Source organism: Ruegeria sp. CE12, from assembly GCF_056537525.1.
In genome coordinates, this window is sequence record NZ_JBQFRS010000003.1 from 99344 (window position 1) to 115398 (window position 16055).

General features: G+C 54.8%; 15 protein-coding genes. 4 read left to right on the top strand and 11 right to left on the bottom strand.

Annotated features, from left to right (window positions below; genetic code table 11):
- Positions 1 to 106: 106 nt before the first annotated feature.
- The 4 genes from ACR0IO_RS09160 to ACR0IO_RS09175 form a co-directional block, all read right to left on the bottom strand.
- Positions 107 to 1525, bottom strand: a complete 1419-nt coding sequence (locus ACR0IO_RS09160) for a mannose-1-phosphate guanylyltransferase/mannose-6-phosphate isomerase (protein ID WP_480741033.1) — start codon at positions 1523 to 1525, stop codon at positions 107 to 109.
- Between the two features lie 99 nt (positions 1526 to 1624).
- Entirely contained in the window at positions 1625 to 3202 is a 1578-nt protein-coding gene (locus ACR0IO_RS09165) for a glycosyltransferase (protein ID WP_480741034.1), read from the bottom strand.
- Positions 3195 to 4694 carry an HlyD family secretion protein gene (locus ACR0IO_RS09170; protein WP_480741036.1) on the bottom strand — a complete coding sequence of 500 codons (1500 nt, stop codon included), beginning with the start codon at positions 4692 to 4694 and terminating at the stop codon, positions 3195 to 3197. The genes ACR0IO_RS09165 and ACR0IO_RS09170 overlap by 8 nt, the downstream gene beginning before the upstream one ends.
- A 417-nt stretch (positions 4695 to 5111) precedes the next feature.
- The gene (locus tag ACR0IO_RS09175; RefSeq protein WP_480741038.1) at positions 5112 to 5990 is read right to left on the bottom strand and encodes a LysR substrate-binding domain-containing protein; all 879 of its coding nucleotides are present in this window, start codon (positions 5988 to 5990) and stop codon (positions 5112 to 5114) included.
- A gap of 118 nt (positions 5991 to 6108) precedes the next feature.
- Here ACR0IO_RS09175 and ACR0IO_RS09180 point away from each other — a divergent pair, with 118 nt between their 5' ends.
- Together ACR0IO_RS09180 and ACR0IO_RS09185 are read left to right on the top strand one after the other, a co-directional pair.
- Positions 6109 to 6858 carry an SDR family oxidoreductase gene (locus ACR0IO_RS09180; protein WP_480741040.1) on the top strand — a complete coding sequence of 250 codons (750 nt, stop codon included), beginning with the start codon at positions 6109 to 6111 and terminating at the stop codon, positions 6856 to 6858.
- A gap of 17 nt (positions 6859 to 6875) precedes the next feature.
- On the top strand, positions 6876 to 7265 hold the full coding sequence (locus ACR0IO_RS09185; protein ID WP_480741043.1) for an ectoine synthase: 390 nt from the start codon (positions 6876 to 6878) through the stop codon (positions 7263 to 7265).
- 226 nt (positions 7266 to 7491) lie between these two features.
- Here the strand turns inward: ACR0IO_RS09185 and ACR0IO_RS09190 are convergent, their stop codons facing one another.
- Entirely contained in the window at positions 7492 to 8370 is an 879-nt protein-coding gene (locus ACR0IO_RS09190; RefSeq protein ID WP_480741045.1) for a LysR family transcriptional regulator, read from the bottom strand.
- A 75-nt stretch (positions 8371 to 8445) separates the two neighbouring features.
- Between ACR0IO_RS09190 and ACR0IO_RS09195 the strand changes: the two genes are divergently transcribed.
- A complete protein-coding gene (locus tag ACR0IO_RS09195) occupies positions 8446 to 9363 on the top strand; it encodes a DMT family transporter (RefSeq protein ID WP_480741047.1) in 918 nt (305 codons plus the stop codon).
- A gap of 24 nt (positions 9364 to 9387) precedes the next feature.
- Here ACR0IO_RS09195 and tcuB read toward each other — a convergent pair whose 3' ends face one another.
- From tcuB to ACR0IO_RS09210, 3 genes are read right to left on the bottom strand one after another with little or no spacing between them, the layout of a single operon-like run.
- On the bottom strand, positions 9388 to 10458 hold the full coding sequence (tcuB, locus tag ACR0IO_RS09200; protein ID WP_480741049.1) for a tricarballylate utilization 4Fe-4S protein TcuB: 1071 nt from the start codon (positions 10456 to 10458) through the stop codon (positions 9388 to 9390).
- Positions 10448 to 11842 carry an FAD-dependent tricarballylate dehydrogenase TcuA gene (gene tcuA, locus ACR0IO_RS09205; protein WP_480741050.1) on the bottom strand — a complete coding sequence of 465 codons (1395 nt, stop codon included), beginning with the start codon at positions 11840 to 11842 and terminating at the stop codon, positions 10448 to 10450. Before tcuA ends, tcuB begins: the two co-directional genes overlap by 11 nt.
- Before the next feature lie 11 nt (positions 11843 to 11853).
- Complete coding sequence (locus ACR0IO_RS09210; protein WP_480741052.1) at positions 11854 to 12534, bottom strand: GntR family transcriptional regulator; 681 nt, start codon at positions 12532 to 12534, stop codon at positions 11854 to 11856.
- A gap of 108 nt (positions 12535 to 12642) precedes the next feature.
- Here ACR0IO_RS09210 and ACR0IO_RS09215 point away from each other — a divergent pair, with 108 nt between their 5' ends.
- Positions 12643 to 13677 carry an AbrB family transcriptional regulator gene (locus tag ACR0IO_RS09215; protein ID WP_480741055.1) on the top strand — a complete coding sequence of 345 codons (1035 nt, stop codon included), beginning with the start codon at positions 12643 to 12645 and terminating at the stop codon, positions 13675 to 13677.
- Here ACR0IO_RS09215 and ACR0IO_RS09220 read toward each other — a convergent pair.
- The 3 genes from ACR0IO_RS09220 to ACR0IO_RS09230 are packed head-to-tail and all read right to left on the bottom strand — an operon-like array spanning position 13646 to position 15999.
- Positions 13646 to 14626, bottom strand: a complete 981-nt coding sequence (locus ACR0IO_RS09220) for a D-2-hydroxyacid dehydrogenase family protein (RefSeq protein WP_480741056.1) — start codon at positions 14624 to 14626, stop codon at positions 13646 to 13648. The genes ACR0IO_RS09215 and ACR0IO_RS09220 overlap by 32 nt on opposite strands.
- The gene (locus tag ACR0IO_RS09225; RefSeq protein ID WP_155150295.1) at positions 14623 to 14859 is read right to left on the bottom strand and encodes a hypothetical protein; all 237 of its coding nucleotides are present in this window, start codon (positions 14857 to 14859) and stop codon (positions 14623 to 14625) included. Before ACR0IO_RS09225 ends, ACR0IO_RS09220 begins: the two co-directional genes overlap by 4 nt.
- 51 nt (positions 14860 to 14910) lie before the next feature.
- Positions 14911 to 15999, bottom strand: a complete 1089-nt coding sequence (locus ACR0IO_RS09230) for a 4-oxalomesaconate tautomerase (protein ID WP_480741059.1) — start codon at positions 15997 to 15999, stop codon at positions 14911 to 14913.
- Positions 16000 to 16055 lie beyond the last annotated feature (56 nt).

The window sequence follows — 16055 nt, forward strand, 5'->3', positions numbered from 1 at the left end:
CAAATGATGCCGGACCTATACGAATGGTCACCGATCCCATACGAGAGAAAAAACCCGCGTGGGGTTCCACGCGGGCCAGTTTTCAGGAGGGAAGGTATTTGGCGTTTCAAGCTACGGCGACACGGTCATAGACATCCTCGTATCTGACAATATCGTCTTCACCCAGATAACATCCTGATTGAACCTCAATCAGATTCAGTGGCAGCTTTCCCGGATTCTCCAAACGGTGCACGGCACCCAGCGGAATGAAGGTCGATTCATTCTCGGAAAGCAGGCTGACATTGTCACCGACAGTCACGCGCGCAGAACCACTTACAACAACCCAGTGTTCTGCACGGTGTACATGGCTTTGTAGTGAAAGCTTGGCACCAGGTAAGACCATAATCCGTTTGACCTGAAACCGAGGACCCAGCGAAAGGGTTTCATAATAGCCCCACGGTCGATGACACCTGCGGAACATCTCGGCCTGGTCAGACCCTTCGTTGCGCAATTCGTCCACGACCTTGCCGACTTCGGCGCTGTGCGACATGTCCGCGACCAAAATTCCATCGTCGGTTGCGACTGCGACTATGTCTTTCAAACCCAGCCCGACCAACTTGATATCCGGGTTTTCCGACCTCAGCAGGCTATCGCGGCAATCAATGGCGGTCGAGTTTCCAGAAGTGACATTCGCCCCCTCATCGAGCTGCCCCTGATCCTTCACCGATTTCCAACTGCCCAGATCGGACCATCCGCAGTCCAATTCAAAAGCCACAACACCAGTTTCGACATGCTCCATCACCGCATGATCAAACGAGAGGCTCGGACACTTGGAAAAGGCGTTTTGGTCCATTCGGTAGAAACCAAGATCCCTTTGACCAAGCGCCAATGCAGCCTCGACCGGTGCAGACATTTCAGGGGCATGAGCTTCGAAAGCCTTTAGCACAGTATCGACCCTAAACATGAAGATCCCGGCATTCCACAACCAGTCACCGCTTTCCAACATGCCATTCGCGGTTTCGACATCGGGCTTTTCCGCAAAAGTAGATATCAGCAGTGCACCTTGGTACCCTCCTGCGACTCTCAGGTAGCCGTAGCCCGTCGCGGCATGATCGGGTTTGATGCCGAACGTGACGATCTTACCGCGCTTGGCTGTTTTCTCCGCCCGCACCATAGTTCGACGGAACGCGGATACATCCTCAATTGCGTGATCGCTGGGCAAGACAAGCAGGACCGTTTCCGGCTCTTCCTTGTAGCGCAAAGCTGCGGCCAAAACCGCGGCGGAGGTATTGCGACCAACTGGTTCAATGATCAGTTCAGATTTTTCGGCATCAATATCTGCCAACTGTTGCTGTGCAATAAACCTGTAGTCTTCGCCCGTCACGATCAGCGGTGCAGAAAATCCGGGCTCGGATACACGTTCGATTGTTCTCTGAAACAGGCTCTGCTCACCTGCCAGCTCCACGAACTGCTTAGGATAACTCTTACGAGAAACGGGCCAGAGACGGGTGCCGGAACCACCAGCAAGGATAATCGGCTGAATCATTTGAAACCTCTTCATTACAAGTCTGATCTCAGGTTACCGACCCTTGTGTTTAACATTGTGTTTCATAGGCTTAATTCACCTATCGAAAGGATAGGTCTGCTAGCCGAACGGCATCTCGATCAGACCAACATAGATCAGGATCGCGGTTAGAAACGTCAGGATTGCAGTGGCCATCTGGAACTTGGCAAAACCGCTTTTGAGCGTTTCGACAAAGCCCGACCCACCGCCTGAGCTTTGATTGCCTCTGTTCGACCATTTCTGTTTGGACAAATGAAAGATCATGTAGATTTTGACCGTCGCATTGATCACTTGGTTGAGATACAGGATGAACGGCCAACTCATGTCCGCGCGCCTGCTGTAGCCGAACAGGAACAGACACAGCACGATCCGTGAAAACAGCACCCAGATGATGCAGTTCCAGAAATAGCCCGGCGCGATCATGCTGCCGACTACGGCCATGACCGGACTGACCATCATGGTCCACATGGCGATCCGTTGATCAACGACACACCACCAGATGAAAAATGGCATTGCAGTTGGTCCAAGAGCGATCGCGCGGCTTCCGTTCCGCAGCATGTTGCCCGACCAGCGGCGGAAGTTCTGAACCATCCGCATGAGGCCGTTTTCTTTGATGACCTCGATTGTGTACACAGTTGCATCCGGCACGTAGGTCATTTTCGCGCCTACGCTCAGCAGCCGATACCAGGTTGATTTGTCGTCCCCGGACAGAAACCGGAAGTTGCCCCATAGCCAGTGATGCAGATGGTCTGCTTCGATCGTGCGAATGAACTTCTCGTCCAGAATATGCCTGGCTCGAAAGACGCTCATTCGACCCGTCAGTGTCAAAACGCGGCCCGACAAAGCATGGCTTTGCATCGCGAGACGGCGTTGAGCAAATCGCATGTCCAGCCATTTAGCGATCCAAACCGGGCCATAGCAGATGACCTCTTCATCTGTCGTCAGCGCCTGCAGCTCTGGATCACTTGCAAACATTGGCAGGGTTTTGCGTAAAACATCCCCGCCAAACAGGGCGTCTCCGTCCATGAAGATCACCAGATCATCAGGGTGTGCGCCAGAGCGGCAAATGGCCCGAAGGATCAGGCCAATCGCCATCCTTTTGCCCGGCTGGTTCTGACGGACAAATACAAGTGTGGCCAATTCGTCCGGAATATCCTGCGCATAGGTTTCAACAAAGTCGCGGATAATCTGCTCGTCATATGCGCTGCCCGTGCCGATATAGATCGTTGTCGGAATCCGTTCGCGCCGGATTTGCCCAAGTATCGACCCAACGACGCGTTTGGTGATCGAGGGTTCCTCAAAATACGTTGTCATCTGGATGTGGAGACGCTTGGGCCGCCATCCTGCATCCCAAAGCGCGTCGGCGCGACGCCGCATTCCCGGCCATTTGGCTTTAGCGTAAATTTGGGCCCTCAACGCATGGGTAAACCACCAGCCAAATCGCCAGAACCCGAGTGTTCCAAGGACCATCGTGACATGCAAAACGCTTGGGTTGAAAAACCGGTTCGGCACATTCGCCAATAGCCAAAGCAGCCCCATGAACAACAACAGAAACAGCGTGAATTGCGGTAGAGACCACTTGCAAAAATAGTTGGGAACATCTGATTGCAGTTGCCTCAATCGCCGCGCCAGATCCTTGTCGAACTCATACTCAGTCATGGGGTTGGCCACTACGAGGGTCCATAGACTTTATCCAAGTGGTAAACCGTGTTCCCAACTGTCTTTTCGCTTCCAGATTGACCGGGGCTCCCAATCGCAATTGGGTTTTGGTTTGTCGTGACGACAGGCCGGTTGGACGAACAGTAACAATAATCCCGAACTCTCCGGGTCGCTCAGGGTTGTCCCCGGCGCGCACATCCCAGACCTCTCCGGGGATACTGATCCTCTCACCCTTTTCGTTGAAACCGATCGTTGCAGGCATTCCGATGTAAATTGTCTCGGCAAACCGCTCAGACACCCATCCGATAGTCATGCGGGGCTCAGCAGTTTCGAAAATCAGTTCTTCCGGAGTGCCGCGAAACGGTTGTCCCGCGCTGACAGTGAAATCCTGAACCACCCCGTCTGTGGTCGCACGAACATGGTTGCTTTCTATTATCTGTTGCTGTGCTTCTTTGGTCGCTTCCAACGCCTTTACTGCAGACGAGCGGTTTCGCTCTTCGGCTTTCAGCAGGTTCGTCACAATAAGAACGGGGTCTACAGACTGCGCCAGATCCGGATTGCGTTCGCGAAGGCTGAGCCATTGGCGTCGCATATCGTCAAACCCACCATCCTGCACAAACTCAGCGTAAAAGCGCATGGCGGTAGCAACCCTTTCGGCCAGAATTTCAGAGCTGGATTGGGACTGAAGGTTCTTTAGGGCGTCATTGACATTTGAGAGCTCTGCGCGCGCCAAAGCCAATTCCGCTTCTGTTCGTTTGAGTGCCGCCTCTGCTTCCGCGTCGTCCATTAGGAATAGAAGATCGCCCTCCAGCACCTCCTGCCCGGGTGTCACCGCAATTTGCTTGATGTAACCTTTGGCCGGAGGGAAAGAGGGGATCATGGGTGCCAACACCCGACCATGTTGAATGTCGATCCGATCCAGGTTGGTAAAGATGTTGTTGCCTATGACGCCGACAACCGCCGCAGCGATCAGAAGGTAGGTCGCCACATTGAAAGCAACACGTAAAGAACGTGGAAGTAGCCTCACGGGTTTTCGGGATTGCTCGCCTTCAGTTTCCTCCATCGGCACCAAATCAACCGGAGTATCGAGGCTGGTTATCACGTCGCCGCTGCTGGCCATTCGCCCAGACAAAAGCGAGCGATAGAAGAGCGCCAGAGTCTCGCGTTGTCGACCGCTCAGGCCTTCCAACTGTACTGTGGAATTCGAGTTTGGCTTGGATAGGCGTACCGGGAAACGGATATCGACTCCCTGAAATGGTACGCTGAGTGTAGCAGCCTTGGGACATTCTGGCGCATCGTCGGGCCATTCCAATCCCGCAAGCGACCAGCGTTCAATCGTGACCACGGCACCAGAGGGTGTCTCCACGATCAGCGGTGCTTTTACCTTCCAATCCAGGTCCGACCCTGGCGTTTCGTGTAATACTCGCAATGTCGCCTCAGAACGCTGTTGATAGACCTGAGCTAGCAACAGATCACGGCTTCTGACGGACACACGGACGCATATCTCTGCGCAAAAAAGATAACTTCCCATACTAAAGTATGTTGTGAAAAATCTTCTTAGGTCGGATCAGAACCTCTCACGGCGTTACCTCAAGCGAGCTATCAACGGTCAAGCGGGTGGCAAGTGAAGCGATCAGTGATTGAGTGGTCAGATCATCAGCGGATCCAACGCAACATCACTTCATCCGCCGATATAACAGCCATTGTTCCTGTATGCAGGGAACTTCAACGATGAGCCCAATGCCGCCGTTGGTCACACTTCGGTCTTTCGCTAGTGCAGCAAGTCGCGAACCGCAAAATTGCAGACGTCAAGTGTCAACTGGCAAAGACGGCTTACCGGGACAAAGCTCACTACTGCTATAGGTAATCTAGCGATCGCTCTCGCGGTGCTTCGATCAAAACCCCGATCTCAAATCGACATGAGCCACTTCTTGAAGATTCTCACCGTGGCTCGTTCCTGATCGCCAGGGCGGCAAACGAAGTAGAGGCCACGATCCAGTGGAACGCTGCTTTCATCGAGCCGGACTAGCCGGCCGAGCCTCAAATCCCTCTCTGCCAAGAGATGTCTCGCCAACGCTACGCCCTGTGCATCAATCGCGGCCTCCAAAAGAACAGCGCTATCCACATACTTGATACTTTGCGAGTTGATCTGATCAACGTTCAGTCCGACTTGCGCAGCCCAGCTTTCCCATCCGACGTTGAAGGCATCGTGCAATAGTGGGAGAGCAGCCACTTCCTCGGCCCGCATTGGTATCCGCGTTTTCTCAACAAGAGCGGGCGCGGCCACAACGATCAGTTCCTCTTGCCTTATTTGCTCATGATACAGGCCGTCCCATCGAGGTTCACCAAACCGCAGGGCCACATCGACCTCAGATGTGTCAAAATCTGCATAGGCATCATTGGTGTCCAGCAACAATGCGATACCCGGGTGCTCTTGCTGAAACGAACTAAGCAGCGGAACAAGCCATTTGAGCGCAAGCGACGTCGACAATGACACCGTAATCGACTGACGGTGATGTAACCGCTTCACCTCCATTACACCCAGTTGCAAAGCCGAAAACGCCCCGCGTGTTGATTGATACAGGCGCTCTCCGGCTTTGGTCAGTTCAACACCATTGGGGCGGCGATGAAAGAGCGTCACGCCAAGGTGCAGTTCCAGCAGCTTGATCTGACGACTGATCGCCCCGTGAGTGACGTTTAGAACATCCGCCGCCTTGGTCAGGCTGGAGCGGGTTGCGGTTTCATCAAAGGCCTGAAGGGCACGAAGGTGTCTGAGGTTTTCCGCCATGTGAGAAAATCTAACAGCGAACTGCCAAAAACTCGATAGGTTCCTTTGATTTTAGAAGGTTAGAGTACTTTCGGCTCAACAAACCTCACACAATTGGCACTCATTGAAAGGAAAGATCATGGCTGAAACCAAAGTCGCACTCATGTCAGGTACAGGACAGGGCATTGGCCGGGGATGCGCTATTGAAATGGCAAAGGCTGGCTACAAGGTTTCACTGATGTCACCGTCAAATCGCTCGGTCGAACTGGCGGAGGAACTCGGCGGCATCGGCCGGCGCGGATCTGTGCTGGATGTTGATGATCTTCAGGCGATGATCGACAACACGATGAGCAAATATGGGCGGATCGACGCTATCGTCAGCAACATGGGGCACGGCGGATCGGTGCCAGAAGCCATCAAGACAGTCGGGTTCGATCCCGATTTTGACGGGCCGCTTTTGGAACTCAGCGACGAGTTGTGGCACGAAAGCCTGGACATGTATGTGCTGAACGTTGTGAAGATCGCACGGATCGTCACACCCATTCTGATCGAACAAGGTGGGGGTGCATTCGTAAACATCTCGTCCATGAACGCCCTCGAGCCACGCGCGCCCTACCCCATGAGCATGCTGCGCGGCGCATTGCACAGTTTCTCAAAGCTTTACGGGGATCGTTATGCCCGGCACAACATCCGCATGAACAACCTGCTCCCCGGGTTCTGCGAGAACGTCAACCTTTCTGAAGAAGCCCGCAGGTCCATACCGGCGCAGCGGCCTGCGACATTCGAGGAAATAGGACAGGCTTGCGTGTTTCTCGCCAGCGATGGAGCCCGGTATATCAATGGTCAGAGCATCTTGTCCGACGGCGGGATGAACCGTGCGGTTAGGTAGAAATGAGACGGTGAAAGATGATTGTTAAGGCACTCAAAGATATCCTTGGAACAGATCGGGACGTTTCCGGCCCGGGTTGGAAAAGCAGAAGGTTGCTGCTTGCCTCAGATGGAATGGGATTTTCGCTGACGGATACGATCATCAAAGAGGGTGCGGTGCTTGAACTTGAATACACCCATCATCTAGAGGCTTGCTATTGTATCGAGGGCAAGGGTCAGATCAAAGCGTTTGGCGGAGAAGTCTGGCAACCCCTTGAGCCATTTACTCTCTATGCTTTGGATCAACATGACAGGCACCTGGTGCAAGCCATAGGCGCTGATCTTCGGCTTGTCTGCGTCTTCAACCCGCCTCTCAGCGGGCGTGAAGTACACCGCAAAGATGGAAGTTATGCGCCAACTGACGCTTGATAAGGACAGTGATGTCTGGGGCGGAAATGCAACTCTTTCAAGGTGAACTGGACTCTCTGCGCTTTTCACTGCCGCAGGTCGCAATCCGCATGTTCGGGACGTTCGGCGCGAGGTGACGAATGGTGGGTGAGTTTAAAAACCTGCCGTCCACGCGGTGTTTTTCCAATGCCCGATTTGAAGTTAGAAGTTCAAATCGAGACGCCGCCTCTTTCCCTTGCACACGTCGTCAAAGGTCGTCTCTACTTTTTTCCACGACCTCAATAAAAGCGACCGCTGCAGGCGATGGTGTTGCGTGAGGATGCATCGCGAGACCAATTTTTCGTGTCCTGACTGAATTCAGCGGTTTGCTGACCCAGCCCTCTTTACCGTTCGTTGGTGGCAAGGCCATCTCGGCCACTACCGACACGCCCTGATTGCGTGCAACCATGGTCAAAGTGCTGAGCATCTGCGATGTCCGGTACCGCACATTTGGGCTGAGACGTGACTGCGTGAACAGACGACGAATGATCCGGGCAGAACCAGATTCCGGCATGATAAATGGCATCTCGCACAGCTGCTCTAACCGGATAGAAGACTGCCCGGCCAAAGTGCTGTCAGCGGCAACCAAGGCGACAAACTGGTCCTGCGCCACAGGCCATGTCCGGAAGCGTTCATCTGGTAAAACAACAAAGCCGAGATCAATGCGCCGGTCTTCGATCCACCGAATGATCTCCTCATCAGCGGCTTCCTCAACCAGTACTTCAATGCCGGGATGGATTGCATGAAATGCTTCGAGAAGGCGCGGCAAAATCTGCAACGATGACGTCGCACCAAAAGACCCGATACGCAATCTGCCGGTCTGCACACCACGATATTCCGAAGCCTCCTGATGCATGGCATCAGCCAACCCCAGAATTTCGCGCGCACGAGATAGAAGTCGTTCGCCCAACGGTGTCAGTTCGATTGGCGATACGGTGCGATCAAATAGCCTGACGCCAAGCTCATCCTCGAGACCTTTAAGCGCATGGGACACTGCGGGCTGGCTGATGCCAAGCCGCAAGGCGGCAGCTGTAAATCCGCGCGTTTCTGCAAGAGTCGCGAAAATTTCAAGTTGACCAAAAGTCATAAGTAAATACTCATTTGACTATGACATAGTATAACTGAAATTCGACATGGGCAATCCGGTGTTTTAGGTGTCTCCATGTCCCATGCTTTGTCATATCCCATAGCCTCGCAGAACGCTTTGATTTACGTCCGGCTCACGATGGTGGCCTTCCTGTGGGGTGGCACATTTGTTGCTGGTCGCATCGTCTCGGGTGAACTGTCCCCGCTGGTCGCTGCAACGGCTCGGTTCGGCTTGGCAACGCTGGTCTTGCTTTTTCTCGTGTGGAAAGCGGAAGGTGGTTTGCCTCGCCTCACCTGGCGGCAGAGCGTGTTGATGGGGCTTCTCGGGCTATCCGGCGTCTGCCTTTACAACCTGTTCTTCTTTGCCGCTCTGACTGAGATGCCGGCTTCGCGAACAGCACTGTTTGTTGCATGCAATCCGATAGCCGTGTCTCTAGCCGGAGGGCTGCTTGCGCGGCGGCTTCTACCGATTGGGCAAGTTGCCGGGATTTGTGTGGCGCTAGCCGGGGCTGTGATCGTAATTAGCGGAGGGGACGTTGCCGGACTGATGACTGACGTCCAGCAGAGTTTTGGACGGGGAGAACTGTTCATGCTGGCTGCGGTAGGCAGCTGGGTGGGCTATACGCTTCTTGGACGCAAAGCGCTTGGAAGCCTCTCGCCACTGGCGGCAACCGCTTGGGCTGCATTATTTGGGTCTATGTTACTGGCATTGGGGTTGCCGCTGGCCGGGACCGCGCAAGTGCTGCAATTGCCCACATTCACCTGCACTTTGGCCATCATCTACCTGGCCATTGGTGGAACAGTCGTGCCATTTGTTTGGTACTATAGCGGGGTGCGCACGCTTGGGCCTGAGCGTACGGCAGTATTCACCAATCTTGTTCCCGTCTTCGGGGTGGCCCTTGGGGCAACAATCCTGCACGAACCGGTCGGGGCTTCCATGCTGATAGGTGGCACGCTGGTGATTGCCGGAGTTTCACTTGCTAACCGTGGATGATGTCTTATGCCATGAAACAGGCGGTTACCCACAATCTCTTTTTCGCTGCGCGTCACGGATAAGAGCAGCAAGTCGATAGAACCCGTGTGCCATCTTGGTGTAGGGTGTCAGCAGGAAAAATGTCAGGACCGACCCAAGGTGGATGGCAAGCAGCGCGGGCATTAGATCCGTTGATCCGAGGGCGTAGAGAGCAAGTCCGCTAAATCCGACAAATCCAAGCAGCAGTATGAAACCAATATCACCACCCCATGCAGAGGGATCACCGAGATTGCGATCGGACTTTTGCTTGAGAAGCGCCATGGCGCCGCAGCCCACTGTCAACAACACACCTCCGGAAATTCCTAACAGTTTGGGCAAAGACCAGAACCCATATGGCGCATGCATTCCGAAACCATAATGCATAACCGTTGCAACCGAGGTCGACGCAAAGCACAGCAGGAAGCCATACATGATCGCGTGGTGAATATGGCGCCGTGCCTGACTAAAACGATCGTCGTCTTCAAAATTGCAACCCTCACCATGCCCGGCTGCCAGATCCTGCATCTTGCCGGCACGTGAAAAGGCGGCCACCAGATCGGCAATCTTAATGGATTTGCCGCCAACTTCGGCCCAATAGCGCTTGAGACTGATGGTGATGCTGAAAACTGGTAACAGAAATGCCGGCGCAAAGATTGCTACCATCGCGTTATGCGACAAGACGGCGTAGAAACCTTCGCCTCCGTTCGACCCAATGGCACGAATTGCCCAGAACAAAAGGGCAAATCCGATCACGAGTGCCAGTGCAATCGCCCCGCCATGGGTGTGGAACCGGCGCGCCAGAGGTTGTGGCCATGCGAATCTTTCCCAGCTGTCGCGCCGAACCTCGGCCAACGCCTTGGGCAGGTTCAGGTCGAACTCGTGCGGGGCGGTATATTGGCAGGCGTAGTAGCAACCCCGACAATTGTGACAGAGGTTGGCGAGTTGCGTGATGGCTGCATCTGAAAACGCCCGTTCCGCGTGCAGCGACGGGAAGACTGAACAATATCCTTCGCAATACCGACACGCGTTGCAAATCTCGGCCTGTCGGCGGGCCTCTTGAATAAGTTCAGTTTGCATAAGCGGCGGCCTCACGTCCTGCGATACGTCCGAAAACGGTTCCGATGGTCATGCCGAAACCGGCCAGATACCCCTGCCCCAGGATTGATCCGGCCATTGTTTCACCTGCGGCCCAAAGATTTTTGATCTTACATTTGGGCGTCGAGCACTGCGCCGCATCGTCGACCTTGAGCCCAAGGTAAGTGAAGGTCACACCTGTGCGGAGCGAGTAACCATAGAATGGCGGCTCGGTGATAGGGCGGGCCCAGTTGGTCTTGGGCGGTGTCAGGCCAGAAGTAGAAACACCGTCCAATTCGGTAGGATGAAAGTGACTCGTATCACCGCAGGCTGCATTGAACTTTGCAACCGTCGCAGTCAGCTTATTTGCAGGCAGATCCATCATCGCAGCCAGTTCTTCTAACGTGTCAGCTTTCAACGGGGGAAAGACGGACGGCATGAACAGGTTCAGCGATTTAGCGTCGATGACCACGTAGCCAACTTGATCGGGTTGGGCCGCCACCAGACGCCCCCAAATCGCATAGCGCTTGGGCCAAACGTCTTCGCCCTCGTCATAAAACCGCTCGGCATTCTTGTTCACGACAATTGAAAAGGGAACGCAGTCCAGTCGGGTAACGATGCCACCGTCGAACTTTGGCGCGCGCCCGTCGATGGCAACGGCGTGACATTGGGTTGGATCGCCGACGCTCTCAACGCCCTGATCCAGCAGATCGGCCAGCACAACTCCTCGGTTGTAGGGAGTACCCCGGATCAGAAAGTTCTTTGCGGGCTCACCCCAAGCACGGGTAAGCCAATCTGTGTCTGCCTGAAACCCGCCCGAGGCAACGATGATCGCCTTGGGCGTGATGCGATGAGATTGGCCTTCATAGCTATAGTCGACCCATTCGATACGATCGTCATTCAACTCCAAATGCGTGACGGCGGCTTCGTACAATACATCGACACCCAAACCCGCAGCAGTTCGATAATAGGCGTTAACCAGAGATTTCCCGCCGCCCATGAAAAAGGCATTGGTGCGCGCCAGTGACAATGTTCCGGAGAGCGATGGTTGGAACCGGACCCCATGCTCTTCCATCCACGGCAAACACTCCTCAGAAGTACGGATTGCCAGTCGGGCAAGATGTTCGTCGGTTTTGCCACCAGTGACCTTCATTAGATCCGAAAAGTACTCGTCCTCTCCGTACTCTTCGACCAAAGGACCCAGAGGGGCACCGTGCATGCAGCGAAAGTTGCGTGTGTGACGCGAGTTCCCCCCGCGATAGGGTTTCGGAGCCGTTTCGAGGATAAGAACGCGTGCGCCTGCTTCGGCGGCTGTCATTGCGGCACAAAGGGCGGCGTTTCCGCCACCAATCACAGCGATATCGTAAGCTTCCTTTTGGGTGGCCATATCCTGTCTACCTACTGATTTTCGTCGATTGTCCGATCGCGTTCCTGCAACGCCCGGATGCGCATCCGTTGTGCGGCCTGAATATGCGCGCGCATCTCTGTCTCAGCCGCGGCACCATCCCGCGCCTTGAGCGCAGCCATGATACGCCGATGTTCAGCTACTGCCGCTTCGGCCCGATCCCCGTCCAGCAATTGCGACGGCCCAAGGATCAGCAGCGCCTTTTGAAGTGACAGCATGGATTTCGCAAGGAACCGGTTCTTGGCCGCATCCAATAGCGTGGCATGAAAAATCCGATTGATCCGAGCTGCATTTGGACCGGTGCCGGCCTCGGCCAAGCGATCATTCAAAACGTCCAACTCGTCCAATTCGACATCCGACGCCGCGCGAGCTGCTAAACGTGCCGCAGTGCCTTCGAGTACAGCGCGCATCTCATAGAGTTCCATTACTTCGGCGTAATCCAGGCTGCGGACGGTCGCGCCCTGTCGCGGAACGTGGGTGACCAAGCCGTCTGCCTCCAACTGCCGGATCGCTTCCCGCACCGGAGTTCGGCTGACGCCCAGCCGTTCCGACAGTTCGATTTCACGCAGGCGTTCGCCGGGCAGAAGTGTACCGTCATGAATCTCGTCCAGCAGGCGCTGATACGCGGAATTGCCTTGCGGGCCAGGCTGTAAGGTGTCGTCCTGAATGGTCATCGAGCGCTCACTTGTCTTCTTGCGTCCACTTGTATACATTTGGATACATAGCGAGTCAATATTGTCGGAAGCCGCACTTTGACAACCCAGAACAGAACACCTTCTCTCTTGAAAAAGCAGGCCGTAACACTGGGTCTTGCGCTTCTGGGTACGGGAGCATTCTGGGCATTAGATCTGCCACTGCCGTTTCTATTTGGCCCAATGTGTGCGTGTTTGATAGCAGCGCTGGCTCATGCCCCCATGGAAGGTTTTGGTCAGATCTCGGTTGCCGCACGCACCATTCTGGGCGTTGCGGTTGGGGCTTCGATTACACCGGCCCTTTTTGCAGAACTGCCAAAGATGGCTGCGTCCATCGCCCTGATCCCATTCTTCATCCTGCTGATCGCGCTGGTCGGAGTGCCCTTCTTTCGCAAAGTCTGGGGCTTTGACACAACAACTGCGTTTTACGCGGCCATGCCCGGTGGATTGCAGGACATGATCATCTTCGGAACCGAGGCAGGCGCCAATCCGCGGACGTTGTCCCTGATACACGGCACACGCGTTCTGATCATCGTGACGCTGGCACCGCTTTTTCTAACGGTGTTTTACGACGCCCAGCTCACCAATCCGATCGGAGAGCCTGCGCGCGACTTGCCGATAAATGAGTTGGTACTGATGGTTCTGGCCGCCCTTATCGGTTGGAAGGGCGGCGAGCGGATCGGTCTGTTTGGGGCGTCAATTCTGGGTCCAATGATCCTGACAGCAGCCTTGTCGCTGGGAGATTTCATTCACACCCGACCACCTCGCGAGGCCATCCTTGCAGCACAGTTCTTTATCGGCTGCGGGATCGGTGTGAAATTCGTAGGCGTCACCTGGGTCGAACTGCGCAGGGTTGTGGCAGCGGGTTTCGCCTATGTCATTGTCCTCGCGATACTGGCTGCTGCCTTCACCGCCGTTGTCACCACATTGGGCTTCGGTCGGCCGGTTGAGGCTTTCCTCGCCTTCGCCCCCGGCGGACAGGCAGAGATGACAGTTCTGGCCATCGTCTCGGGTGCGGATTTGGGTTTTGTTATCACGCACCACCTGACAAGGATCGTGCTGGTGATCATCGGTGCACCTATTGCGGCCAACCTCATCTTGCGTTGGTCCAAACCTCGCGGTTGATCATGTGAAACGGAGTGCCATCGGCATAGGCGTTCACCTGATCGAAAATGTCTGCGAATTGCAGGTCGAACTCGTCCTCGGTCACAAATCCAATATGTGGTGTCGCAATCAGGTTTGGATGCGATAGCAACGGGTCATTCGGATCAGAAAGCGGCTCTGTATCAAAGACATCAATGGCGGCTTTACCGGGGTGCCCGGCATTCAAAGCCTCAAGCAATGCACCCTTTGCGATTAGGCCCGCACGGGATGTATTCACAAACAGCGCCCCTGATTGCATCTGCGCGAAATCCGACGCGGTGATAATACCGCGAGTGTCTGGCTTCAGACGGACATGAACCGAGACAACATCGCTTTGGGCAAAGAATGCTTCACGGCTTTCAGCGACGTCAACTCCATCTGCCTCCGCGCGCGCGCGGCCTTCATCCGAGGACCACCAGACTACATTCATTCCGAATGCTTCGGCATAGCCCGCAACGGCGCGGGCGATACGGCCATATCCATAGAGACCCAGTTTCCGCCCCCTCAGAGTCTTGCCAACGCCGGCCTGCCAATGCCCCGCTTTGACCGAGGCCATCTGTGCGGGCAAATCACGCATCCCGGCCATGATTAGCGCCCATGTCAGTTCGGCAGCAGCATATGAGGGCGTCCCGCCATGCATGTTCGAACAAAGTAGCACTCCGTTATCCGAACATGCCTGAACATCGACATGGGGGTAGACGCTGCGTTGACTGATTAGTTTCAGATTAGGAAGTTTCTCAATCAAGTCGCGGGTGATTTTGGTGCGTTCGCGAAACAGCACCAGCGCCTCGGCCTCCTGCAACCGCGCGGCCAATTCGTCTGTTTCTTCGACATGATCTGTCCAGACCTTCACGTCATGGCCAGACAGTTTCTCAAAACAGGGAAGGCCCTGCAATGTATCAAACCAATCATCCAGAATGTGAATCTTCATCGGCTTTCTATACCCTGCCCTATGTTTAGTTTTCTTGGGGTCGGCACAAAGTGTAATGCGTCAAGTGCTGCAAGCGCATTGCGGACCCGTTCGCTTTGATCCAGCAAATGGTTAAACTGCTCATCGCACCCGGCAATCGGTGTTGGGTATTCCGCGATGTCCCGCCGTAGCACCGACTGTGCCAGCCTGAGTTCCTGACGCGCAATATCAAGGCATTCAGAATAGTCGTCCATCGTGGCACCTCCATAATGTATACCATAGTATACTTGTTGAGATTTACCATATCAACTCCCGTTCCACACAGACTCTGGTACGTAGACATGCCCATCCGCCAGCTTACGCGCGGTACGCACCAAACCGGCAGAATTTACATTGAAATCCCCGTCATGTGAGAAATCCACCAGCACGTCGATCTTGCCCGAGGCATGTTCCAGTATAACTTCCGCCGGACTTGCATCGGGGCGATCCAACAACCCGTCAGCTACGGTTCCGGGTGTCAAAGCGCAGGACGCCATGCACTGCGCACCGGTGACCGCCATTGTTGGATGGGTTTTCCACGGCATGAAGTACCGAACTGCAACGGTTCCACCTTCCTTGGCTGGTGCAAAGAGGCCGAATTTCGGGGTCACTGATTTTGATACATCCCCCATACCCATCAACTTCCCGGCTTCGATCCGCACCGCCTCCATACGATCGAAAAAGTCGCGGTTTGCATCCAGTTCATCAGCGCTTTCATACCCTGTCAGTCCGAATTCTGTGGCCTGCGCTATGACCATTGGCATGGCAACATCCATACAGGTCAACTCGATCCCCTGAACTGTATCGCGCAGGTTTCCAGTGGGTAGAAATGCACTTGTTGCCGAGCCTACAACACCCATGAAGCTCAGTTGCACAGGCGCAGATTGGCCAGGAACTCCGGCAATTTCCGCATCGCCCTCATAGACCAGTTCACCACCCGGGGTCTGCACTTTGGCGATGACCCGGGCACCCGTGTTGACAGCGCGAATTCGAATTTCGGTCTCATCACCCTGGGGGTTAAACAACCCCATTTCGATGGCAGCAGGGGCGACTCCGGACAGAATGTTTCCGCAGGTGGGTTTGAAATCGACCAGTTTCTCCTCAACCGAAACCTGCGCGAAGAAATAGTCGATATCAGCCCAGTCATCCTCGCTGACTGACAGCATCGCGACCTTGGTCGTCACCGCTGTACCGCCTCCGATTCCGTCGATGTTAATCGCTTGCCCGGCCCCAAGGGCGGCGACCAACACGTCCGCCAACGTCTCTAAATCCTCAGGCAGATCAGAGCGACGAAAGTATGGCCCACGAGAAGTGCCGCCGCGCATGAAAATATACGGGATTGCTGTCTGGGTCATCTCGAACCCTCCTTTACAAACCGTGTCAGATTTTTTGTGAATTCAAGCCGGGCATT

What these genes read in the sequence shown, in the direction of transcription:
- ACR0IO_RS09160 (WP_480741033.1), bottom strand. Translation starts at nt 1,525, where the DNA reads ATGATTCAGCCGATTATCCTTGCTGGTGGTTCCGGCACCCGTCTCTGG.
- ACR0IO_RS09165 (WP_480741034.1), bottom strand. Translation starts at nt 3,202, where the DNA reads ATGACTGAGTATGAGTTCGACAAGGATCTGGCGCGGCGATTGAGGCAA.
- ACR0IO_RS09175 (WP_480741038.1), bottom strand. Translation starts at nt 5,990, where the DNA reads ATGGCGGAAAACCTCAGACACCTTCGTGCCCTTCAGGCCTTTGATGAA.
- ACR0IO_RS09180 (WP_480741040.1), top strand. Translation starts at nt 6,109, where the DNA reads ATGGCTGAAACCAAAGTCGCACTCATGTCAGGTACAGGACAGGGCATT.
- ACR0IO_RS09185 (WP_480741043.1), top strand. Translation starts at nt 6,876, where the DNA reads ATGATTGTTAAGGCACTCAAAGATATCCTTGGAACAGATCGGGACGTT.
- ACR0IO_RS09190 (WP_480741045.1), bottom strand. Translation starts at nt 8,370, where the DNA reads ATGACTTTTGGTCAACTTGAAATTTTCGCGACTCTTGCAGAAACGCGC.
- ACR0IO_RS09195 (WP_480741047.1), top strand. Translation starts at nt 8,446, where the DNA reads ATGTCCCATGCTTTGTCATATCCCATAGCCTCGCAGAACGCTTTGATT.
- tcuB (WP_480741049.1), bottom strand. Translation starts at nt 10,458, where the DNA reads ATGCAAACTGAACTTATTCAAGAGGCCCGCCGACAGGCCGAGATTTGC.
- tcuA (WP_480741050.1), bottom strand. Translation starts at nt 11,842, where the DNA reads ATGGCCACCCAAAAGGAAGCTTACGATATCGCTGTGATTGGTGGCGGA.
- ACR0IO_RS09210 (WP_480741052.1), bottom strand. Translation starts at nt 12,534, where the DNA reads ATGACCATTCAGGACGACACCTTACAGCCTGGCCCGCAAGGCAATTCC.
- ACR0IO_RS09220 (WP_480741056.1), bottom strand. Translation starts at nt 14,626, where the DNA reads ATGAAGATTCACATTCTGGATGATTGGTTTGATACATTGCAGGGCCTT.
- ACR0IO_RS09225 (WP_155150295.1), bottom strand. Translation starts at nt 14,859, where the DNA reads ATGGACGACTATTCTGAATGCCTTGATATTGCGCGTCAGGAACTCAGG.
- ACR0IO_RS09230 (WP_480741059.1), bottom strand. Translation starts at nt 15,999, where the DNA reads ATGACCCAGACAGCAATCCCGTATATTTTCATGCGCGGCGGCACTTCT.